Here is a 23,363-nt window from a genome sequence, read left to right on the forward strand (position 1 = left end):
TCTTTCAAGTAGAGTTTGTATTAGAACTTGCTCTTAACATTGTTTTTTAAGTATTCTATATAAAAACTTATCAAAGATAAAAGATAAGAAAAGAAGAAAGAGAATAAAAGATTAAGTTTTATTCTTAAATTCAATTTTTCAAAGAATATTTAAATAACAATGTCCGTGATTATACAGATGTGGAAACGCCTTGCTCCATCCCGAACCAAGAAGCTAAGCACATCGTGGGTGATGATACTACGCCTTACTGGCAGGGGGAAAGTAGCTCATTGCGGACTTGTTAATTCTGCTTAACTTGCCTATAAAATTAACAATCAGTTTTTTTAGTTTGTAATTAAAAATTTATTTACATGTAAAATTGTATAAAATTTGGAAAGTGATACATGGAAAAATTTATTGAAAGGCTGCTTGAAGAAGATATTAAATTTGAAAAAGATGTGAATAATGGTTTGAGTGATATAAATATATTTGATGCTTTGAATATTGAAACAAAAGAAAATTATCATTCTAAATTTATAGCTTATTTAATTGATATAAATAAGGATCATTATCAAAAAAATTTTGCAAAGGTATTTTTAGAAAAACTTGGTAAGAGTTTAGTAAATACGAAATTTGAAAATTTAAACATAGAAGATATAAAAAGCGTAGAAATAGAAGCCTGCATAAAAGATAATAGAAGGATAGATATTTTAATAACATTAAGTGATAAAAGATATATTATAATAGAAAATAAAATTTATGCAAAAGATCAAAAAAATCAATTGAAAGATTATATTAATTTTGTAAGAAAAAATATCAAAAATATAAAAGATTGTTATAAAAACATATTGACTATATATTTGCATCAAGATGAGTGTGCTAGTCCTAGTGATTATAGTTTGGGAAATTTTACAATGGTATATGACAGATGAGTATACTCAAAGAGATGATGTATTAGAATTTATTTTTCAAGACATTATAAAAATGCAAAATTTAAAAAATGCGATGATTTTATATAGATATAACAAAAACAAATCAGAGCTTAAAAATTTAAATGAAGAAAAATATAAAAAAGCTAAAGATATTATTCAGCATAAATGGAGCAACATCTGTGAATATATAATAGAAGAATTTTTTGATAGTTTTGAACACAAGGAAATTAAAATAGGTGATATAACTTTTATCGGCAATAAAATAGAAGAAAATCGTGTTAATCATGGTGTGTTTATATTTTATCCTATTGATTATAAGAATGAAAGCATATATCCATGTATATATTTATTTTAAAAAAAATACTATGATATTATTGGTTTGACATTTGAAATTTCAAATGATGATGAAGAAGATATAGAAAATGAAAAATATAAAGAATGTTTAAAATTATTTAAAGATGTAAAAGAAGAAAATGTTAGAAAATATCAAAATCACTATTATTGTGATAAATTAATAAACAATGAAAAATTAGAAGGAGAATACGCTTTTATTTATTGGTTGATTGAAAATCAAAATTCTAAAAAAGATTTTATTCAAATTTTAAATGATTTTTTTATTAAAAAACCTATACAGGAAGCATATAAAGGTATTAATGATATATTAAATTCTTAAAAAATTTTATATAAAAGTAAAATTTGATAAAATACAAAATATTTTTTATAAAGGTTAAAAATGCATTTCACTTTGCTAAATGAAAAAGATTTTTTCAACCCATACTACCGCAAAAAGCAAATCATGCAAAATGAATTTGATATATTTAACAAGGCTTTAATGCAATATCTAGAAAGACTTGAAAGTTCGCAAAGTGAAAATGAAGATTATCTTGTAGCTAATGCACTTAGTCCATTTTTAACCATGTTAAATTTCAAAACTCACATCAAAACCAAGCAAAAAGGCAAAAGTGAGATTGACTTATCCATCTCTAAAGATGAGTTTAGTAAAGACTTAGAAGTTCTTATTGAGGCTAAAAAGCCAAATTCAAAAGAATTTATCACTCATACAAAGGTAAATTCTAAAGCCTTACACGAGACTATTTTATATTATTTTAGAAATAGAGAGTATAGTTTTAGCTTAAAATTTATTATCATCACAGATTTTTATAAATTTTACATTTTTAAAATTAGTGAGTTTGAAGAGCTTTTTTATAAAAATCCAAGTTTTAAAAAACTTTTTGAAGAATTTTGTAATCCAAATTCACTTTTCAAAGGTAATACTGAAGAATTCTATAAAGAAGTAGCCAAACTCATAGAAAATTCCAAAGAAAACTTAAAAGGCTTTTTGATTGACTTGACATTTTTAAAAGACAAACAAAAATCAAATTTTAAAAACCTAGCAAGTATTTATAAAACTTTTCATAGAGACTTTTTGCTAAGTGAGTTTAACCCCAACGATGCAAATTCACTCAACAATGCTTTTTACAAAGAGCTTTTATATATCTTAGGGCTTTGCGAAAGTAAACAAAACTCAAAACTCATCATCGCAAAAAGTGAAGAAAGCAAAGAAGAGCAAGGCACTTTCTACACCGCTATAAACTCTAAGCTTAAAGAAGAAAATTTTGAAACCATCTTAAAACTTTTGATCTTATGGCTTAATCGCATTTTGTTTTTAAAGCTTATAGAGTCAAATTTGGTGCGTTTTAATGATGATAAAAATTTGAAATTTTTAAATTTCAAAAAAATCCCTGATTTTGACAAGCTTAGCGAACTTTTCTTTGAAGTTTTAGCCAAAGAAAAAAGCACAAGAAAGAAAAGCGAATTTACCTATCTGCCTTATCTAAATTCTTCTTTGTTTGAAAAACAAAGCATAGAAAACACACTTGAAATTTCAAGCTTAAGCAATGACTTAAAGCTTTTTTACTATAAAAACACTGTGCTAAAAGATGATAAATGCAAGGCTAAAAAAGGACAAGTGGGGCTTTTAGAATACTTGTTTGAATTTTTGGATAGCTTTGATTTTGGTAGTGATGATGAGCAAAGCGAAATTTTAAGCCAAAAAGAACTCATAAGCTCAAGCGTTTTAGGAAATGTGTTTGAAAAACTCAATGGCTACAAAGAAGGGAGCTTTTACACGCCAAGCTTTATCACTTCTTATATGTGTAAAGAAAGCATCACAAAAGTTGTGCTTGATAAATTCAACGCTCAATTTGATCTTGATGCTAAAGATATAAGCGAACTAAGAAAGTCTTTAAGAAAAGAAGACAAAAAAGCACAAAAAGAGCTTTTAAACTCTATAAAAATTTGCGATCCTGCAGTGGGAAGCGGGCATTTTTTGGTTTCTGCTTTAAATGTTATGTTAAGCATTTATGATGAGCTAAATCTTTTTGATGAAGAATTTTATCTAGAAGTGCAAAACGATGAAATTCTCATCACGGGTAGAAAAGGTGAGTTTATAGAGTATAAACGCCCAAAAACACCTAAAGATAAAGCCCATCTTATCCAGCAAGAACTTTTTCATACCAAAAAAGACATCATAGAAAACAACCTTTTTGGAGTCGATATCAACCCTAACTCATGCGAGATCACCAAGCTAAGGCTTTGGATAGAGCTTTTAAAACATAGTTTTTATCAAAGCTTTGATGATGAGAATTATCACGATCTTAAAACCCTGCCAAACATCGATATAAACATAAAATGCGGAAATTCTTTGGTATCTTACTTTGAAACAGGCAAAAGCCTAAACCACTATCCTAACATCAAAGAACGCATTAACAAATACAAACGCATAGTAAAAGACTATAAAGAAGGCTTTTACACAGATAAAAGCCACATCAACCAAGAGATAAAAAATCTCAAAATTTCTTTTAAAAATTTCTGCTTTGCGGATAAATTTAAAAAAGAAATGAAAGGCTTTAACGATAAATGTGAAAAATACTCTAAAAAATACGGAAATTTCTTAGCCGTAGATGATGAAAATTTGAAATTCTTTGTTAGCGCGAATTTGACTCTTTTTGACTTTGATGAAAAAGAAGCCACAAAAGAATTTGCAAATCTTAAAAAAGAATACGACAATATCTTCAACCTAGAAAGCAATCATCCTTTTGAATGGCGTTTTGAATTCCCTGAAATTTTGGACGATGATGGAAATTTCAAAGGCTTTGATCTCATCATCGGCAATCCACCTTATATAAGACAAGAGGAGCTTAAAGAACTCAAGCCCCATTTAGCTAAAAATTATAAGGTTTATAAAGGCACGAGCGATATTTATACTTATTTTTATGAACTAGGATTTAATGTTTTAAAAGATAGGGGGGGGGGTATTGAGCTATATTACTTCTAACAAATACACGCGTGCAGGATATGGGGAAGCTTTGCGTGAATTTTTGCTTAAAAATGTTAAGTTTTTAGAATACACTGATTTAAATGGTATAAAAGTTTTTGATAGTGCTACAGTGGATACTTCCATACTTTGTTTTGAAAAATCAAAAAGCAAAGATAATAAATTCAAATACCTTGCCCTAAGCAATGAAATTTTAAAAACTTGTGCTTATGACATTGGCTTATATAAGGACTTTGCAGAATTTTCGCAAAATTCTTTAAGCAAAGAAAGCTTCACTTTTAGTGATGAGAATACTAGTGCTTTAAAGGCCAAGATAGAACGCATAGGAACTCCGCTTAAAGAATGGTATGGGCTTAATATCAACTATGGGATAAAAACAGGCTATAACGAAGCCTTTATCATCACTACTGAAAAAAGAAATGAAATTTTAGCAAATTGCAAAGATGAAGCCGAAAAAGAACGCACCGCCAAACTCATACGCAAAATGCTACGCGGACGCGATATAAAAAGATATAGTTACGAGTGGGCGGGACTTTGGGTGATAGGAACTTTTCCAAGTTTAAAACTCGATATAGAACAATATCCCGCATTAAAACAATATTTATCTCAATTTTTACCACGCATAGAACAAAGCGGAGAAAAAGGTTGTAGAAAGAAAACTAGCAATAAATGGTTTGAAACTCAAGACAATATCGCTTATTATGAAGAATTTGAAAAGGAAAAGATAGTTTGGAATAGAATTTCAAGTGATTTATGCTTTTCTTATGATAATCAAAAGAATTTTATTTTGGATTCTATGTTTTCTATAACTTTTTATTCTAATATAAATTTAAAATATTTAATAGCAAATTTAAATTCTAGTATTTCAAAATTTTGGATAAAAAATAATGCTGCTACATTGGGTGATGGAATTTATGGTGCAAAAATTTATATAGAAAAACTTCCTATACCAAAAATAAATTCTAAAAATCAAAAATTAGTCGATGAGCTTATAAATTTAGTCGATGAAATTTTAAAAGCCAAAGAGCAAAACAAAAACGCAAGCACCCAAGAACTAGAAAATAAAATCAATTCTTTGACTTATAAACTTTACAATCTCACCGAAGATGAGATAAAAATCATTGAAAATAAGGAGCAAAAATGGAAAATTTAACTAAAGAGCAAAAAAAGTTATTTTATAAATTTATTAAAAACATTAAAGATGAAAATTCTTTAAAACAATTAGAGCAATTTCTTGATCTAATCGAAAATAATGCTATACAAAATTCATTGAAAGATATTGCGGAATTTAATTCTGTTTATAAAGGAAACGGCAATAATGAAGAAATGTCTATAAAAGATATGATTGAAGATATAAAAATCGGACAAAAAGATATAGATGAAATTTATTGGAAAATTTTTGATATTCAATCTGATAATAAAAATGAAAGTAGTGCTTTAATCGAGATAGAGAAAGCTAAAGAATATGCAAATAAAATGCAAAATGATTATATGAAATTTTATGATCAAGATCATCAAGGTAATATAACTGAGGGTATTATTTCGAAGTTAAAACAAGCTTGTAATGATATAGAAACAAATAAAGATAAAATAAAAAAATTTGAAGAATTTTATAATGAAATTTTTGTTGGCATTAAAGCAGATGAAAATGGAAAAGGCGGAAAATTATCTCTTAAAGATCGTTTAAATGAACAAAAGACTGAAATAAACAATTTAATTTCTAGTAAAAAACAAGAATTAGAAAATTGTTTAAATGATTATAAAGATAAATTTGAAAATTTGTATAAAGAAAAAAATGATAAAATAGATGAATTATTGCCAGGTGCAACTTCTAAAGGATTAGCCGAAGCTTATAAAGACGAAAAAGAAGATATGCAAGAAAATATTAAAAAGTGGAATGGTATTTTTATTGGCTCCATAGTTCTTTTTATAACTCTTTTTGTAATTTATTTTATTATATCATTAAATAAAGATTTTACATTTGCAAGTTTTTTTAGAGCTTTTCCGTTTTTATTTTTTAGTGGATTTTTTACTTATTATTCTACAAAACAAATTGCAGAGTATAAAAGAATGGCAAGCGAATATGCTTACAAACAAAGATTAAATCAAACTTATAAAGGATACGAAACTCAAATTAAAGAAACGAATAATGAGGAATTAAAAAATCAACTTTTAAAAATTATGTTAGATTCTGCCGAAAATAATCCAAGCAAAATACTTGATAAAAAAGGTGAAATTCCTAGTTTAAGTGTGATTGAAAAAATGCTTGATATTCTTCCATTTGATACATTAAAGAGGATTCAAGATAAAATTAAAGCAAAAATAGAAAAATAATTATAAAAAACTATTTAAAAACCGCACGAAAAAATTCCATAGTGCCAAGTTGAAAAAGATAGGAAGGATAAAATGATAAAAGAAACACATCGGAAAAATATGAGAGAGTATAAAATTAGAAGACAGTTATTTAATATTCTATCAAAAAACAATCCAAATAACATAAAAGAATATGATATATCTATTCCAGAGTATAAAAAAATAAAAAAAATAATAGAAAAAATAAAAGGAAAAGAAGACTTTAGGCAAAGCGATGGGTTATTTTCTGATGATGAAAAATGGTATTTGGTTTGCAAGGCAACACTAGACTTATCTTCATTATGTGATAATATGAACAATATCCAGTATAATGCTATTACCCAGTGTAATATTATTTTTAGCGAATGTAATATTAGTTTAAATGACAAGCAATCAGAGAATAATCGCATTGTTAAAACCAAACTATACTTTTACAATTGTACTTTTGAAAAAACATTAAATTTGAAAAATATTATTTTTGAAAAAACATTAACTTTTAATCAGTGTAAATTTAAAAGAAAAATACGTATGTATAGTAATATTTTTTTAAGCCATTTAGTTTTTCGAGATTGCTACGATAAACAAAGTAAAAAAATCACATCTTTAGATTTGCAAGAAAACGAATTTAAAGGATATTTTTTTATAAAAAACTGTGCTATCGAAAAAATAAATTTGTGGAAAAATAAATTTAAAAATAGATGTTATTTTATGGATTGTGAATTTGGATATAGGCAAGATAAAGATAATCAAGCAAAATTAAATTTTTCAAATACTCATTTTGAAGATAATGTTTATTTTAATAATTCTGAATTTTATAATTATGCTGATTTTCACGAGTGTGAATTTGATGATATAGCTTGTTTTTATGGAGTGAAGTTTTATAAAACTCCGAATTTTAGCGCTTGTTATTTTAAAGAACCAAAAGCTGTAAATTTAATCAATGTCGATATAGATAAGTTAGATTTTAAATCAGTGGAGAAATATATAGAAGATAATTATAAAGATGAAAGTTACAAAAACGAAACCAAAGGAATACAAGATGAAAAAGAGATTTTTAAAATTCAAAATGAATATAGATTAAGATATGCTAAAAATTTAAAAGATTCTTTCAGGGTTATAAAAGATGTTTTAATCACTCAAAATAATACCTTAGAAGCTCAAGAATGGCATAAATTAGAACTTTATGCGAAAGAGAAAGAAAATCATATAAATTTAAGCATCAAAGACAGAGAAAAAAATGCTGATATATTTAAGAATATATTAATATGGTTTAATTGTGTTTTGTTAAATGTGTATAGAAATACTAGCGATCATCATAATGATTTTTTAAAAATTTTAAATTTTACTGTGGGGATGATTGTTTTATATGGGGTGTTTATTTTCTTTTGTCAAGCTTGTATAGAACCTTATAGTAAATTTTTTAACGAATTGAAATCGAGCGTTATCTTTATTATCATCGGTATATTAGTTTTTCTTTGCTGCATCATGTTTTATTTTAATAGAAAAAAAAGCATTTTTGCAAAATCAATATTTTTTATTATTGCTATGGTGTTTATAGTCTTATATCTCGTAACTTATTTTTATAAAACTAATGAATATAAGACAATTTTATATTTAGTAATGTGTTATATATTAAGCATATATATATGTTATTTCTTTTTTAACATTAAAAATATTATTTTTAATATAGTATTTAAATTTATGTTATATTTAGTATTTTTATTCTTTTTGATTAATAGCTCACAACTTATAAACCCTTTTACAGGTGTATTTTCATCAGATAAGCTTTATGAAAGTCAATTTGAAAAAAGTTTAAATGATTTAAATACGAGTGCTATTATAAATCTAGCAAGTATATTGCAGAGTGATTTTAATCTCCATTTAAAAGATCAAAATATTTCTTTTACAGAGTTAAATTCAGCTAAAGCATTGATAGTAGCAAACAAAGAAAATCTTTTAAAATTAAACGATGCGAATTTAAATAGAGCCAAGGAAGTTTTAGGAGAAAAATATACAGAACTTTTAAAGACTATAAATCAAGACAAGATTACAGAAAACACCATAAAATCTACTAGTGTTTTATATGGCATTATCCTTTTGCTTTGTATTTTCTCACTCCAAAAAACCGCACGAAAAAATTCCATAGTGCCAAGCTAAGCTTTAAAGCTTAGCTTGAAATTTTATCATCAGTCCTTTAAGTAGTATTCTATAGTAGAAACCACTCTTATGGTTTTGATATAAGGGGTGTTTTTATCCCTGTTGCTGATGCTAAATTGTCCTTGATAAGCCTTTTTTATCTTGCCTAGATGGCTGTTTGAGTCTTGTGCGAATTTTATTGCTGCGTTTCTAGCATTGAGCGTTGCTTCTTCTATCATTTGTGGTTTTATCTCATTTAGCTTGGTGTAAAGGTATTCTATATCATAATTATCGATTTTTGTTACTATGCCAAATTTTGCAAGACTTGAAATGTTTTCTAGTATGCTTTTTCCAAGCTTTACATTTTGAGTATAGATGAGTAAATTCGCAGTGCCTATGTATCGGTATGCAGCTTGAGTGTCGTTGCTATAAGGATCGCTTAAACGATCTATGATATTTGGCGAGTTGTAGCTGATCTCATCTTCTTTTACGCCTTGTTCTTTTAAAAATTTGATGATATTTTCTTTATCTTGTTCTAGTTCTTCGTATAAATTTGTAAGATTGTTGTTTGATCTTGTGAATTTTATAGGAAGTATCAAAGTATCCGCTTCGACTTCTTTTTGACTTAAACCCTTTACGCTTACACTTCTTTCAAGTGTTTTAAAATCGCTTAAAGCCTTGTTAAATCCAAAAGCTAGAATCAAACTTGCTAAAACTATGGCTAAAGCCATAAAGATATTATTTGTTTTCATTTTTTCTCCTTTATTTTGATTAGAAAATATATCATATTTGCAACCAATACGCAAGCACACATTACAAAAGCAAGGATTATCGGCGTATTTGCGTTAATAGCCCCAACCACAAAAGAAATAAGCCCTGCAAAACCAAATTGCACCGTTCCAAGCACCGCAGAAGCAGTTCCGCTATGTTCTTTAAACCTTGCCATAGCCAAAGTCGTGGTATTGGGTGCGATGAAACCAAGCATAGCGATACTTGTAAAAATACTAAGTTCAAAAAGCAAGAAATTTGGATGAAAAAAGGCATTTGCAAGTAAAATCACAGTCGATATAAACATTATCATCAAAGCTTTTGCCAAAATTTTTTCGCTTTCGTATTTTAAAACCAATCTTGCATTGATATTTGCACAGATGACAAAACCTAAAGCATTTGCCCCAAAAAGCAAAGCAAATTTTTGCTCACTCAAGCCAAAAAACTGCGTAAAAACAAAGCTTGATCCTGTGATATAAGCAAACATCGCCGCCAAAGCAAAAGAAGCACATAGTATATAAACTAAAAAGCGTTTATCGCTTAAAACAAATTTGTAGCTTTTCATCGCTTCATGATGGGAAAATTTTTTGTTTTTAAGATGAGGTGCGGACTCTTTTAAACCAAAAAGTATCATCAAAAAAAGTAAAATTCCTAAAGCAAACAAAGTCGCAAAAATACTATGCCATGAAAAATACTCTAGCAAAATTCCCCCAAAAGTTGGCGAAAGCATAGGAGCAAGAGAACTAAAAACCATCATCAAAGCAAAAATCCCTGCAGCTTCTTTGATCTCAAACAAGTCATTGACAATAGCCCTTGCGATAACCACACCTGCACAACCCCCAAGTGCTTCAAAAAATCTCAAAGCGATAAAAGCATAAATATCATCGATAATCACACAAAACAAACTCGAAACGATGAAGAAAAATATCCCCACCAAAGCTGGAATTTTACGCCCAAAAATATCACTTAAAGGCCCATATATAAGCTGTCCTAAAGCAAAAGCGATAAAAAAACTTGCGATACTAAGTTGGGTTAAAAAAGAATTAGTTTGAAAACTTTGCTCCACATGAGAAAGTGCAGGCAAATACATATCTGTAGAAAGTGGTGCTATGCTTGACATCAAAGCAAGGATAACGATGAGTTTAAATTTAGCAAAGCCGTGAATTTTGGTGTGTTTTTGCATTTGTAATCCTAATTATTTTAAAAGAATGATTTTAACGAGTCAATCTTAGAATAATCTTTGTTTTTCTATGTTAAATTTAGGGAAAAATTCTAAGGAAATTTTATGCAAAATTTAAACCAAAATGAACAAATCAAATGCCCAAGTTGTGGAAGTTTTATCGATATTAGCACTGCTTTATATGTTCAAATTTTAGATAAAGCCAAGCAAGAAATGCTAAAACAAAAAAAAGAATTTGATGATGAGGTAAATGCTAAAAGAGCTGAATATACCAAAGCTTTAAATGATTTAAAAACTCAAAAGATAGAACAAGAAAAACTCATAAACGAGCAAGTAAGCCAAAAGCTTCTTTTAGAAAAGCAAAAATTTGAACAAGAACTTCTCACACAAAAGCAAAATTTCCAAAAAGAATTCAGCGAGAAATTTAACAAAGAGCATGAAAATGAAATGAAAATCATGCAAGAAGAACTCGAGAAAAAAAGCAAAGAACTTAGCGAGTTTTTAAGCATAAAGGCTGAAAATGAAAGGCTAAAAAGAGAGCAAAAAGAAAATGAAGAAAGATTGAAATTTCAAGCCAAAGAAGAGGCTTTTAAAGAATTTAAAGAACAAGAAAGCAAAAATTTGGAATTTGAAAGAGAAAAAATGCGTCTTGAATTTCAAAAAAGCACTCAAGAGCAAGATCTTAAATACAAAGAACTAGAAACGAATTTTAAAAGTGTAGCCCAAAAGTTAGAAGACGCACAACGCAGGATAGAGCAAGGCTCACAGCAACTCCAAGGCGAAGCAGCCGAACTACTCATAGAAGAATACATACAAAGTGAGTATTTAAGCGATGAAGTAAAAGAAGTGCCAAAAGGCGTAAATGGAGCTGATTGTCTGCATATAGTAAAGGATAATTTTGGAAATATTTGTGGAAGTATTTTGTATGAGAGCAAACGCACTAAAGAATTTAATAAAGAATGGCTTGATAAACTTAAACTAGACAGTATAGCCGCAAAAAGTGATATAGCAGTTTTGATCACAAAAACTATGCCAAAAGATAAAGAAAAAACGCATTTTAAAGAAGGAATTTTGATTTGTACTTTTAATGAATTCAAAGGTGTTTTAGCAGTGCTTAGAGAAAGCATTATAAACGCTTATAAACTCAAAAATGCCCTGCAAAACAAAGATGAAAAAAATCACATTTTATACGAATACTTAAATTCTAAGGAATTTAACACGCAAATCACTTTTATACTCAAAACTTACCAAAATATGAAAGAAGAGTTAGAAGCTGAAAAAAGGGCTTTGCAAAATATATGGAAAAAAAGAGAAAGAGCTATAGAAAATCTAAGTTTTAATTCCACTGCCATAGTGAGTTCTTTAAATGCGATATTTAGCGACTTACAAAGTGGAAATTTGATAGGCGAAGAAGGGATTAAAAGTCTTGAAAATTTAGCCAAAGATGAGGATTAATTTTGGGCTAAGCCCAAAATTAATCATTCTCCTGGGAAGTGATTTGGATTTTTCCAAGGTCCGTATTTTACTTTTATGTATTCTTTAGGGTCTAAATTTTGTTGTGGTGAAGCAAAATACTCAGGTTTTAATGATGGGGATTTGCTATAAGCTGTATCAAGTCCTGCACGATTTTCTGTAGTGGTTATAGGCATTCTTACAAAACCTGTATTGACATAAGCTGCTATATCCAGTGCATCTTCATCGCTTAATATAGGATTATCTGCACTCGCACCAAAAGGCATGGCTGATTTTAAAAATCTTGCTAAAAATGGTATCATAGCCATGTGTCCACCATCAGGATAGATAAGTAAAGATGGATATAAATGTCCGCTACCTTGTTCGTAATTATCATTTTTTACCCCAAGTCCTCTTTCGCCATGGCAAGCAACGCAATTTTCTTCAAAGAGTTTTTTTCCACGCACAGGGTCAGCTGGGCGATTTGGAAAATTCATCTTAGCGAAAAAATCTCCTTCAAGCTTTACGCCGTCTTTGATGCCATAAGCTTCTTTTAGCCATTTAAAATAAGCTAAAATTGCTTTCATTTCTTTAGAATCATTAGGAAATCTATGAGAGTCAGTTCCACCCATTCCGCGAATTCTATCTTCAACAGAGATGATTTTCATCGTTTCTATATCAAGTTTTGGATAATTGTTTAGGACATTTAAAAATGGAATAACATATTTTTTTGTCCCTGGTAAACCATTGCCGTCATTGTCCATGTGACAGGAAATACAGTTTACTTCGTTGCTTGTCTTTTTTAGCTTGCTATAGGGTCCTAGAGTACTTTCTGTCTTGCTTAAAAGCTCTATGCCATAACGGATTAAATCCCCTTGCTTGCCTTTTGGAACATCATTGATGCTTAAATTTTTATTTGGCCATTCTTGCACAGGTCTTTTGGAAAGTTCCTTAAAATACTCTACTCCTTCCTTGTCGCTTAATTCTTCTCCTACTTTGTAATCACTCACGCTTTTAGCACTAAGACTCAAACTAAGACATAAACCAAGCAATAAAATGTGTTTTTTCATGATTTTCCTCCTTTTTATTTGCAGTTCAAATTGATTTTAGTGTATTTTTTCTTAAATATTAAGCATAATAAGAATAATTTAAATAAAATTAAATTTTAGAGTGTTACTAAAAGTAATATATTTTTAAAGTATATAATTAATATTTATTAAAATTTTATGATATTAACTTTATGTTAATTATTTAAATAGTTTGTTTTTTATAGAATTTAGATTTTCTTCTAAATCTTTGAAATTGCTTTCTAAATCTTTTTTTACATCTATAAAGAAAGGATTGCTTAAAGTAGCAATAAGATAATGATTTTCTTTAGAAAAGATATGATTTAAAGTGAAATTTTTATCTTGAAGTTTGATGTAAATTTGCTCTTCATTTTCAAAGCTAGGATTTTTGTTTGCACTTAAAATTTCGAGCAAAATTCCGCAAAAAAAGCGTTTATTTTCGTCCAAAAACTGAATATCATAAATTTTAAAATCCTTAAATTCAAAGCAGTTTTGACTTTTAAATTCTTTCAAATCCTTTATAAGTCCTAGTTTTAAAAAGTCTTTTTGGCTTAAACTTTGCTTTTTAAATTTCGCCCCAAAACGACGCAAAAACAAATTTAAAGCATTAATTTGTAATTCTTTTTGTGCGAGTTTTAGTTTTTTAGCTGTAAAACGAAAGAAAAAAACACCTACAAAAACAGCTAAAATTACTGCGATTAAGGCATCTCTTATAAAAACAAAGGCTAAAAAACCTACAAGTAAGGCTTCGATAATGCTTAGGAATTTTAAGATTCCTAAGCGTTTAAGTATATAAAGTCTATTATTTTCTAAGCTTTTTAAATCCATTAAGATTTTGCTTTTTCCATTCTTTTTCTTTGAGTTGGGTCAAGATAGCGTTTGCGAACACGCACATTTACAGGTGTAACTTCTACAAGTTCATCTTCTTCTATCCACTCTAAAGCTCTTTCAAGACTTAATTTTCTAGGTGGCACAAGTTTGATTGCATCATCGCTTCCACTTGCTCTTACATTGGTAAGATTCTTTCCTTTGATAGGATTAACATCTAAATCATTTGGACGAGAGTGCTCACCTATAATCATACCGGTATAAACTTTAGTTTGAGGCTCTATGAAAAGTACTCCACGCTCTTGAAGGTTAAACAAAGAATACCCTAAAGCCACGCCATTTTCCATAGAAATTAACGCTCCATTATTACGCTTTTCAACCGCACCGCTAAAAGGACGGAATTCTAAAAAGCTATGATTCATCACGCCTTCGCCTTTGGTATCAGTTAAAAACTGACTTCTAAAACCTATAAGTCCGCGTGCTGGAATTTCAAACTCAAGCCTTGTTTGTCCATCGCCCGTTGGTGCCATGGTTTTCATTTCAGCTTTTCTTTTGCCAAGTTTTTCTATTACCGCACCGCTAAATTCTTCAGGCACATCGATAACTAAATGTTCAAAAGGTTCTGTTTTAACTCCATCTTCAACCTTTACGATAACTTCAGGTCTTCCCATACAAAACTCAAAACCTTCACGACGCATATTTTCAGCTAAAATAGTGATTTGAAGTTCGCCCCTACCGCTTACTTTAAATTTGCCTTCGCCTGTGCTTTCGTATTTCATAGCAATATTAGTTTTCATTTCAGCTTCTAAACGTTCAGCGATTTTATTTGAAGTTACATGTTTTCCTTCAGTTCCTGCTAATGGTCCATCATTTACAGAAAATACTATGCTTAAAGTCGGCTCTTCAATGTGTAAAGGATCAAGTGGCATAGGATTGTTTGGATCTACAACGCTATCACCCACATCTAAAGCTTCAAAACCTGCTATAGCTACGATATCTCCACTTCCTGCTTCTTCGATGTCCATTTTTTCTAAGCCCATAAAGCCAATGAGTTTTGAAATTCTACCATTTACCTTGGTACCATCAGCTTTTGCAAGCATTACGCTTTGGTTTTTCTTCACAACCCCATTGAAAATTCTAGCAATGCCTATTTTACCTACGAAATTATCATACCCCAAAGTGAAAACTTGAAGCTGCAAAGGATTTTCATCACTACCACTTGGAGCTGGAACGCGTTCAAGTATGGTTTTAAAAAGTGGCTCCATATTATCACTTTCATCGTTTAGATCAAGCTTAGCATAACCATTTTTTGCTGCAGCATAAACTATAGCAAAGTCAAGTTGCTCATCGTTTGCATCTAGGGCTACAAAAAGATCAAAAATTTCATTGATCACTCTTTCAGGATCAGCAGCTGGTTTGTCTATTTTGTTGATTACAACTATAGGTTTAAGCCCTAAAGATAAAGCTTTTTTAACCACGAATTTAGTTTGTGGCATAACGCCTTCTTGAGCATCTACTAAAAGCAAAACTCCATCAATCATTTTTAAAACACGTTCTACTTCTCCGCCAAAATCAGCATGCCCTGGAGTATCTATGATGTTGATTTTTGTACCTTTGTAATTGATCGCTGTGTTTTTTGAAAGTATGGTAATACCGCGTTCTTTTTCTATATCGTTGCTATCCATAACGCGTTCTGAAATTTGTTCTCTTTCGCTAAAGGTGCCTGATTGTTTTAACAATTCATCTACCATAGTGGTTTTACCATGGTCAACGTGAGCTATAACTGCTATATTTCTAATGTTTTCCAAATTTTCTTCTCCAAAGCTAAATTTTTAAAAGCTTAAATTATACAAAAATTTAACTTAAACTACAAAGTATCAAAACTTGGAACACTTCTTGCTTTAAAAACTTATGAAATTAAAATTTTAAAAAGGAAGTTAAAATGTCAAAACCATTAAATGAAGAGATTTTTGTTGAATTTAAAAGTGATCTAGCTGAAAGAAAAAATGAAGTTTTGCTTCAAGTTTTAGAGCTTTTAGAAACTTTTAGATCAGATGAAAACGAAAAAATGGCAAGAATTTCAAGTGAGCTTACAGAAATTTTAGAAAATGAAGAAAATTTAGAGAAAATTTTAAATGCTAAAAATTTAGAAGAGCTTTTAAATATCTTAACTGCTTTAAATGAAGATAAGATGATTAAAGTATATGAAGATTCTTATTTGAAAGAAAAATTTCCTAATGTAATGGTAGATAAATTTTTAAAATAATTTTTTGAAGGAAAAGTGATGTCAAATTTAGCTCCGCAAAATGATGTTTTAAATCTTACGCCGAGTAAAACTTCTAATACTAGTAGTTCCTTTAGTAAAACTAGTAAAAATAAAGAACATGAAAGTAGTGATAGTAAAAATTCAACTCAAGATGATACGGAAAGTTTTTTAAATTCTTTGCTTAATTCTATCAATGAAACCAATGAATTTTTACCTGATCATATGAAGATCAGTCAAAAAGAAGTTGTTAATGAAGCGATGAGCAGACTTCAAAAAGGAGCTTTTGATGAGAGCGATAAGATAAGCATTTTCGAATCTGCTTCTTTTATGCAAATTCTTTCTTTGTTAGATAAGCTAAAAACAGATACAGCAGATGTTAAACTAGCAAATCTTTCTACTCAACTTTCAAGTCTTATTAAAACAGAGGCTAATTTTAATGCTTTAAAAGGTGCATCAAATCTTAGTGAGCTTTTGGACATAGCTAAAGATCTGGGCTTAAATGTAAAAAATATTAAAGTAGATCGTCTTCTTGATCTTAAAGCAACTTTTCCAAATTTAGATAAGGCTGATTTTTTTAAGGGTGCTGTGGATAATGTTTTTAAAGAAATCATCAATAATAAAATTTCCAATGTGAGTAAAAATTTAAATCACAATTTAGAAAATACAACTCATACTACAAGCACTCATTCTATGCAAAAAACAAATTCTAAAGATAGCGGTTCTTTGCTTTCTCAAACTTTAAAAAATTTAGATTCCATACTTTCATCCAAAGAAAGCAAACACGAAAAAAACGATAAAGTTAAATCAAAAATAGAAGAAGATACCACAGATGCTAAAAATACTTTAAAAAATATCAAAAATGATGAGTTTGCAAAAAATTTAACAGAAGAGTTAAATATAAAAGATAAAAAAAACCAAGATAATTTAAATAAAGAAAGCAAAGACTTAAACAAAGATTTTAATAAAGAGTTAAATAAAAATCAAGAAAAAAACAATTTAAATCAAGAAAATATACAAGATCAAAATAAAAATTTAAAGAACAATGATCAAAATTTAAATCTTGATAAAAATTTAAATAAAGAAATTGTTAAAGATACTCAGAAATTAGTTTCAAATTTAACACAAAAAGATTTTAATCTAAATAAAGAGCCTAAAAACAACAACAAAGAAAATAAAGATATAAAACAAAATTTCTTTGATCAAAAATTAAATTTTGAAAATTTAAATAAAACTCAAGTAGTTCAAAACAAAGAGAATAATGCAAATTTTAATAATAATACTACTAATAAAGAAACTTTTACTCAAGAGCAAACAAAAACGCACAGTGAAAATGTAGATAAAAATAGCTTAGATGAGTTAAATTCTTTAGTCAAAGATTTAAATAAAGTAACACAAAACAATGCTCGCAATATCACTCCTAAAGAAACTTTGCAGTATTTTTCACAAGATTTAAAAGAGGCTGTGGATCAATACAAAGCGCCTATTACTAAACTTAGTATCACTCTAAATCCTAATAATCTTGGAGAAGTGGAGGTAACTTTGATACAAAGAGGTAATAACCTTCATATCAATTTCAACTCCAATACCAATGCAATGAATTTGTTTATCCAAAATCAAGCCGAGTTTAAAAATTCTCTTGTAAATATGGGATTTACTGGACTTGAAATGAATTTTAGTGATCAAGGTAAAAGAGAGCAAAATCAAAATCAAGGAAAAAATCGTAGTGGATATGGTTTTAAAGATGCTTTAGATGGAAAAAATGAAAGTGAAAAAGTCAATCTAGAGCTTGTTTTAGCGAAGTATTTTTAAATTGGAACACTTATTGCTTAAATAATAAAAAACTAAATAAAAAGGAGTTTATAATGATATCATCATCGGATTGGAATTTAAATACCACTGCTACAACTTCAGGTACTACTTCTTCAGGAAGTACTAGTGGAACAACTAGAACAGATTCAAGCAGTAGCTCAGGAATAGTGAGCAATCCAAACGCTACCTTAGATAAGGATGCGTTTTTAAAACTTCTTTTGATAGAGCTTCAACATCAAGATCCAACAGATCCTATGGATAGCGATAAAATGCTTACTCAAACTTCGCAGCTTAGCGCACTTGAAATGCAGCAAAATACCAATACAACTATGCAAAAAATGGTTGAAACTATGCAAAAGCTTTCTGATTCTTTTAGTACAAGTATGAGTACTTCAGCTTTAGGGGCTATTGGTAAAATGGCAACTGTTTCAGATAATAAAATCAAACTTACAGGTGCAGATGAGCTTATCGCTCTTAAAATGTATTTGCCTGAAGATTCTGATGAAAACGGTGTTACGCTAGAAATTTATGATAGCAATAATAAACTTGTTTTCAGTGAAAAAAGCGATGCTAAATCTATTTCTCAAGGTTTATTTACTATGGAGTGGCCAGGAAGAAATAACGATGGGGTTTATGCAGGTGATGGTGAGTACACTGTTAAAATGGTTTATAATAATAAAAATGGTGAAAAAATCACTGCAAATTACGGAACTTATCCTATCGAAGGTGTTGTTTTTAAAGATGGTGTTGCCTATGCAAAAATGGCTGGACAAGAAGTTCCTTTTGATGCAATACAAGAAATAACAGATTATAAGCTTGGTTCATCTTCATCTACTGGAGGAAGCGGTTCAAGTGGAGACTCAAGTGGTGGTTCAAGCGATGGAGATTCTTCTGGGTCTGGATCTACAGAAGATGGCGACAAAGAGGAAAAGGCATAAGCCATGATGAATTCATTTTATAATGGGATTTCTGGAGTAAAAAGCAATAGCTTTGGTATTGATATCACTGCTAATAACATAGCAAATGTCAATACCACGGGCTTTAAATACTCTGATGCTCAATTTAAAGATATTTTTTATACTACCATAACAACCCAATCAACCAACCCTGCTCAAGGTGGTTATGGTAGCAGTGCAGCATCTTCTCAAGTTGTTTTCGAACAGGGTTCTCCTGTTGCAAGTGATGGCGAATTTGATGTGGCTTTGCAAGGAAAAGGATTTTTTGGGGTTTTAGGGGCTGATGGCAATGCTTACTATACTAGAAATGGATCATTTAGAAGAGATGCCAATGGATATTTGGTAGATTCTTATGGAAATTTTGTTTTAGGAACAATGAATCCTGCTTTTACTGGTATTAACTATAGCGATAGAGTTGCTGGGCTTATGGGGGATTATCTTAACACAGGAACTCCGGTAAATAATGGTTTTACTGTAAATTCAAATAATTCTTTCAGTATAGGCACAACCGCTTCTCAAGGGGCTATTAAAGTACCTGTGAATATGTATTTACCTCCTCAAGTAACTCAAAATGTAAAATGGAGTGGAAGTTTAAATACTAACACAACAACAGAAGTAGTTAAAGTAGATCTTGATCCTAGTAAATTTAACATTACAAAAACTGAAGATGGAAAATATGTAGTTAGTGGTAGTGTTAGCAAAGAAGATGTGTTTAGTGCTAAAGCGGGTGATAGGATTATTTTAAATTTCACTGATGATAATGGCGTAAAAACAAGCTTTGAAGCGACTTTAGATGAAAATCTAAATTTTAAAAGTAACGAGCTTGATTTAAAAGGATTGGATGAAAATAGCATCAAGCTTGATACAGCTCAAATTTCAACAGAGCAACAAAAAGCCAATAAAGATATTTTAGAATCCCCTATTTATAATGCAGATGGAAGTAAAAGCACTTTAAGGGTTACACTTGAAAGAGTTTTACCGCAAGAAGGCGATAATATACAATATAAAGCTATTGCACAAATTTATGATTCTAATGGCAATGCCGTAGGCAATCCGACTGAAGGAAATATGGTTTTTGATAAAAATGGTGCTTTGCTTCAAAACAATATTACAAGCATTGCAAATCCAAATGGTGGAACAATTAATATTGATTTAGGTTCTCCTTATGATGCTAACAAGCCTGGTTCGGGTTATAGTGGGATTTATATTAAACAAGGCGTCGAAAAAAATGTAGTTACACAACAAGATGGTGTAGCTGAAGGGTTTTTTGAGCAATATAATATATCCGATGATGGAAGTATTGTTGCGCAATTTAGCAATGGTAAAAATGCCATAGTTGGAAAGCTTGCTTTATATAATTTTATCAATGAGCAAGGATTAGTTGCTATGGGAGATAATATTTTTGCAGCAACGGCAAATAGCGGTGATGCAAGTTTTATTATGAAAGATGGTCAAGTTGTTAATACAGCTAAATTTAAAGGCGGATTCTTAGAACAATCAAATGTTGATTTAAGCGCAGAGCTTTCAAACCTTATCGTAACTCAAAAAGCCTTTGATGCAAGCTCAAAAAGTATCACTACAAGTGATCAGATGATACAAAAAGCCATTAATATGAAAAGATAATTCTTAGGAATTATCTTTTTCTAATTTTTCAAAAATAATTTTAATTTCTTCTATGTCGCTTTCGCTATAATTATGGCTTGATTTAATATAACTTACTTGCTGTCCTTTTTCAAGATATAAAACCTTTTCATAGTCTTTTAAATTTATATGATGTTTTAGTTCAAGGTTGGTGTTTGTGTTAGGATAAAATTTTAAAAAATTATCCTCTCCGATATTTTCGGCTTTTATGTATATTTTTACATTGTAAACCATTTCATTTAAGAAATTTAATTTCGCATCAATTTGATATTTTAATTTTATAAATTTTTTATACGAAATGCTAAGATGATTGTATTTTTTTATGATATCGTGATAAAGATTTGAAAATTTCATTTCTATGGCGCTAGGATTTTTAGTCTTTTGAAGTTTGATGATTTTGATTTGATTTTTGATTAGATAATCATAGTAATTTTGCATTTTGCTTATGGTGTCATCAAGCTTACTTTTTATTTTAAGGCTTAGATTTTTAAGATTTTCGCATTCTGTATCTGAGTTGTTTTCAATAGAAACTAGTGGTGAAACTACGATATTGTTTTTAAATTTTATATTGTTTGTTATGATTAGATTTTTTCTTGGATATAAAGTATTATCCGTTAGTAAATTGCAAATATAAATATTTTCTGCTTCTATTTTTCCACCCATGCAGTTTTCAACAAATACATTTTTAGCTATAATTGTCCCATTTTCTAAATTTTTTATATATACAGTGTCAGCCTGCAAAGTTCCTTTGTTGTGTTGTAATAAAAATATCTTGTGCAAAAATTTCGCTTTTTGCATGAGTTAAGCCTTTTATGCTGATATTTTTTCCATAAAGTTTTGTTGCTCCAATACTCCCATTTACTTTTATATTTGAAGCTTGAACATTTACAATACCTGATTTAATAGCATCATCACTTATATCAAAATTAGTGATTTCTAAGTTTATATTTTCATCGGTATTTGTTTTGATTGAACCGGTTGTTTTAAGCCCTATTTGTGATAATTTTAAATTGTTTATAACGCTATATCCTGAGTGGTCTTTATTTAAAAATCCATAATTGGCGCTAAAATATTTAATTCTATCTTCTAATTCTTCTGTGTAAATGCTTTCATCTTTTATGATAAAAGGATTATCAAGAAAGGCTATTGGATTTAAATGAAGGATTTCTCCTCTTAAATTTCGTCCTTCTTTTCCAAGAATTCTATAAATGTATTCAAAAAGTAGCTCATTTTTTTCAATAGGTTTACAGTAGTTTCCTTCATCATAGTTAATATTTTCGTCAAAACATTCTTCGTTAACATCTCTATGATAAATAATTTCATCACTTTTATGTTCAATCTTATCTACACCTTTGGCAATTTCAAGCTCTATTTCTTTAATAGATGGACTTTTTTGTATTGATAAGATAAAATCATCAATCTTGTCAAATAAATTTTTATCAAGTCTTAAGATTAAAAATTTTTGTTTGATCATTATTTTGTAGATATTTTGCAAAATATCAAATTTTAAATTAGGGTAATATTTAAAATTTTCTGTAAGGTTGATACTGGCTTTTAGATGGGTTAGGTTGGAGTTGGATCTAAGTTTGACTGTAAAAGGAAAACTTTGGGTTTTTGGGTAAATTTCTATAAGAAATTTTTGCACTATGGTATTGTAGTTTTTTACAAAAAAATCATCTGCATAAAATAAGTCAAAATCCTTTCTTTCATAAGTTTTTGTTTTTGCTGGTTTTACACTAGAACACAGAAGTTTAAAATCTATAACTCTAAAATCAAGAATTTGTTCTGTGTTTACTTGTTCATGATTTAAACTTTCAAAAGGATTGAAAGTTTCTAAGGTTTTTACTTGAAAATTCATCTATCCCCCCCCCCATATCATTTTTTTGAGTCGTGAAATGGTGATTTTGTAGTGCATCTTCAAAAATAGCATTGAATTTTTCGAAATTTTGATTCAAATCAAAATAATCCAAATGAACTAAAATTTGCCCACATTTTTCGCACTTTAAGGTATTTTCTTTGCTAACAAGCTCTTGATGTATAGTCTGTGGAACTGCATGGATACGCAAAGAACAATTGCAAATATAATCATGAGTTTTTTCAGCTCTTAGGTCTTGTTTGATTGATTTTAGTTTTATGTATTGTTCTAAGGTATAATGGATTTCTTGAAGGTGTAGGGTTTTTTTTGTAAAATTAGCTATCCATAAATCTTCATTAGCAAAATGATCTAAAATCCAATCTTTGGTTAATATGGAAAGTTCTTGAGACATTTTTACAATATTATCTGAATGCTCTAAAAGCTCTTTAGTTTTTTCTACTAATATTTGATGAGATTTTTTATGTTCTTCAATCAAAGGAAAATCAATGCTTTCCATAAATTTTTCTTCATCTTTAAAATGAATTTTGATGTATTGAAATAGCTTTACAAGAATTTGTTTTAAATCATTTTTGTGTTGTGTATTATTATCTTGAATGTTTAGAGCTAAATCATTTGCAAGATTGGTAATTTCAAAAATTAGTTCGTGTTGTTTGTCTAATTGCATATTTTTAATGCTAAAATCTCTACTCCATTTAACTTCCATATTTTTCCTTTTTGGATGTAATAATTATTTTTATATCGTATTTTTTGAAAATAAAATAATAATTTGACAAATGAATTTTTA

13 protein-coding genes, 1 rRNA gene and 3 pseudogenes are annotated in these 23,363 nt (G+C 29.2%); 10 read left to right on the forward strand and 7 right to left on the reverse strand.

The genetic code is table 11. The features are described from left to right. Positions 1–161: 161 nt before the first annotated feature. The 5 genes and pseudogenes from rrf (at position 162) to FBF06_RS00185 (ending at position 8,757) form a co-directional block, all read left to right on the forward strand. Positions 162–278: ribosomal RNA gene (rrf, locus tag FBF06_RS00165) — 5S ribosomal RNA — on the forward strand. A gap of 105 nt (positions 279–383) precedes the next feature. Further along, positions 384–1,584, forward strand: a pseudogene (locus tag FBF06_RS00170) (PD-(D/E)XK nuclease family protein). 60 nt (positions 1,585–1,644) lie between these two features. Next, positions 1,645–5,401 (forward strand): annotated as a pseudogene (locus FBF06_RS00175) (TaqI-like C-terminal specificity domain-containing protein). Continuing rightward, positions 5,389–6,582, forward strand: a complete 1,194-nt coding sequence (locus FBF06_RS00180; protein WP_002875468.1) for a hypothetical protein — start codon at positions 5,389–5,391, stop codon at positions 6,580–6,582. The pseudogene FBF06_RS00175 and the gene FBF06_RS00180 overlap by 13 nt, the downstream one beginning before the upstream one ends. A 72-nt stretch (positions 6,583–6,654) precedes the next feature. Then, the gene (locus FBF06_RS00185) at positions 6,655–8,757 is read left to right on the forward strand and encodes a pentapeptide repeat-containing protein (protein WP_032583917.1); all 2,103 of its coding nucleotides are present in this window, start codon (positions 6,655–6,657) and stop codon (positions 8,755–8,757) included. A 29-nt stretch (positions 8,758–8,786) separates the two neighbouring features. Here FBF06_RS00185 and FBF06_RS00190 read toward each other — a convergent pair whose 3' ends face one another. Together FBF06_RS00190 and FBF06_RS00195 are read right to left on the reverse strand one after the other, a co-directional pair. Continuing rightward, positions 8,787–9,488, reverse strand: coding sequence for an SIMPL domain-containing protein (locus tag FBF06_RS00190; RefSeq protein WP_002888660.1), 702 nt, complete (start codon positions 9,486–9,488; stop codon positions 8,787–8,789). Beyond that, a complete protein-coding gene (locus FBF06_RS00195; protein WP_002888661.1) occupies positions 9,485–10,687 on the reverse strand; it encodes a multidrug effflux MFS transporter in 1,203 nt (400 codons plus the stop codon). The genes FBF06_RS00190 and FBF06_RS00195 overlap by 4 nt, the downstream gene beginning before the upstream one ends. A gap of 102 nt (positions 10,688–10,789) precedes the next feature. Between FBF06_RS00195 and FBF06_RS00200 the strand changes: the two genes are divergently transcribed. Further along, the gene (locus FBF06_RS00200) at positions 10,790–12,139 is read left to right on the forward strand and encodes a DUF2130 domain-containing protein (RefSeq protein WP_002888662.1); all 1,350 of its coding nucleotides are present in this window, start codon (positions 10,790–10,792) and stop codon (positions 12,137–12,139) included. Between the two features lie 23 nt (positions 12,140–12,162). Here the strand turns inward: FBF06_RS00200 and FBF06_RS00205 are convergent, their stop codons facing one another. The 3 genes from FBF06_RS00205 to typA form a co-directional block, all read right to left on the reverse strand. Beyond that, a complete protein-coding gene (locus FBF06_RS00205) occupies positions 12,163–13,206 on the reverse strand; it encodes a c-type cytochrome (protein ID WP_002859743.1) in 1,044 nt (347 codons plus the stop codon). 177 nt (positions 13,207–13,383) lie between these two features. Next, entirely contained in the window at positions 13,384–14,031 is a 648-nt protein-coding gene (locus FBF06_RS00210; RefSeq protein ID WP_002888663.1) for a hypothetical protein, read from the reverse strand. Further along, the gene (gene typA, locus FBF06_RS00215; protein ID WP_002859745.1) at positions 14,031–15,839 is read right to left on the reverse strand and encodes a translational GTPase TypA; all 1,809 of its coding nucleotides are present in this window, start codon (positions 15,837–15,839) and stop codon (positions 14,031–14,033) included. The genes FBF06_RS00210 and typA overlap by 1 nt, the downstream gene beginning before the upstream one ends. A 134-nt stretch (positions 15,840–15,973) precedes the next feature. Between typA and FBF06_RS00220 the strand changes: the two genes are divergently transcribed. From FBF06_RS00220 to FBF06_RS00235, 4 genes are read left to right on the forward strand one after another with little or no spacing between them, the layout of a single operon-like run. Next, the gene (locus FBF06_RS00220) at positions 15,974–16,297 is read left to right on the forward strand and encodes a hypothetical protein (protein ID WP_002782892.1); all 324 of its coding nucleotides are present in this window, start codon (positions 15,974–15,976) and stop codon (positions 16,295–16,297) included. Positions 16,298–16,312: 15 nt separating this feature from the next. Then, a complete protein-coding gene (locus FBF06_RS00225) occupies positions 16,313–18,106 on the forward strand; it encodes a flagellar hook-length control protein FliK (protein ID WP_079263621.1) in 1,794 nt (597 codons plus the stop codon). Positions 18,107–18,159: 53 nt separating this feature from the next. After that, entirely contained in the window at positions 18,160–19,044 is an 885-nt protein-coding gene (locus tag FBF06_RS00230; RefSeq protein ID WP_002805290.1) for a flagellar basal body rod modification protein, read from the forward strand. 3 nt (positions 19,045–19,047) lie between these two features. Continuing rightward, positions 19,048–20,685 (forward strand): flagellar hook protein FlgE, encoded by a 1,638-nt coding sequence (locus FBF06_RS00235; protein WP_002888850.1) that lies wholly within the window; start codon positions 19,048–19,050, stop codon positions 20,683–20,685. Positions 20,686–20,688: 3 nt separating this feature from the next. Here FBF06_RS00235 and FBF06_RS00240 read toward each other — a convergent pair. Then, a pseudogene (locus tag FBF06_RS00240) lies at positions 20,689–22,561 on the reverse strand (flagellar assembly protein A). Beyond that, the gene (locus FBF06_RS00245) at positions 22,518–23,282 is read right to left on the reverse strand and encodes a bacteriohemerythrin (RefSeq protein ID WP_032592277.1); all 765 of its coding nucleotides are present in this window, start codon (positions 23,280–23,282) and stop codon (positions 22,518–22,520) included. Before FBF06_RS00245 ends, FBF06_RS00240 begins: the two are co-directional and overlap by 44 nt. Positions 23,283–23,363: the final 81 nt, after the last annotated feature.

Origin of the sequence: Campylobacter sp. CFSAN093227 (assembly GCF_012897855.1) — a bacterium.
Classification (GTDB): Bacteria; Campylobacterota; Campylobacteria; order Campylobacterales; family Campylobacteraceae; genus Campylobacter_D; species Campylobacter_D jejuni.

Excerpts from the sequence above, each read along its gene's own strand:
- FBF06_RS00195 (WP_002888661.1), bottom strand. The coding sequence starts at position 10,687 with ATGCAAAAACACACCAAAATTCACGGCTTTGCTAAATTTAAACTCATC.
- FBF06_RS00220 (WP_002782892.1), top strand. The coding sequence starts at position 15,974 with ATGTCAAAACCATTAAATGAAGAGATTTTTGTTGAATTTAAAAGTGAT.
- FBF06_RS00230 (WP_002805290.1), top strand. The coding sequence starts at position 18,160 with ATGATATCATCATCGGATTGGAATTTAAATACCACTGCTACAACTTCA.
- FBF06_RS00210 (WP_002888663.1), bottom strand. The coding sequence starts at position 14,031 with ATGGATTTAAAAAGCTTAGAAAATAATAGACTTTATATACTTAAACGC.
- FBF06_RS00205 (WP_002859743.1), bottom strand. The coding sequence starts at position 13,206 with ATGAAAAAACACATTTTATTGCTTGGTTTATGTCTTAGTTTGAGTCTT.
- FBF06_RS00235 (WP_002888850.1), top strand. The coding sequence starts at position 19,048 with ATGATGAATTCATTTTATAATGGGATTTCTGGAGTAAAAAGCAATAGC.
- FBF06_RS00200 (WP_002888662.1), top strand. The coding sequence starts at position 10,790 with ATGCAAAATTTAAACCAAAATGAACAAATCAAATGCCCAAGTTGTGGA.
- FBF06_RS00190 (WP_002888660.1), bottom strand. The coding sequence starts at position 9,488 with ATGAAAACAAATAATATCTTTATGGCTTTAGCCATAGTTTTAGCAAGT.
- FBF06_RS00185 (WP_032583917.1), top strand. The coding sequence starts at position 6,655 with ATGATAAAAGAAACACATCGGAAAAATATGAGAGAGTATAAAATTAGA.
- FBF06_RS00180 (WP_002875468.1), top strand. The coding sequence starts at position 5,389 with ATGGAAAATTTAACTAAAGAGCAAAAAAAGTTATTTTATAAATTTATT.
- FBF06_RS00245 (WP_032592277.1), bottom strand. The coding sequence starts at position 23,282 with ATGGAAGTTAAATGGAGTAGAGATTTTAGCATTAAAAATATGCAATTA.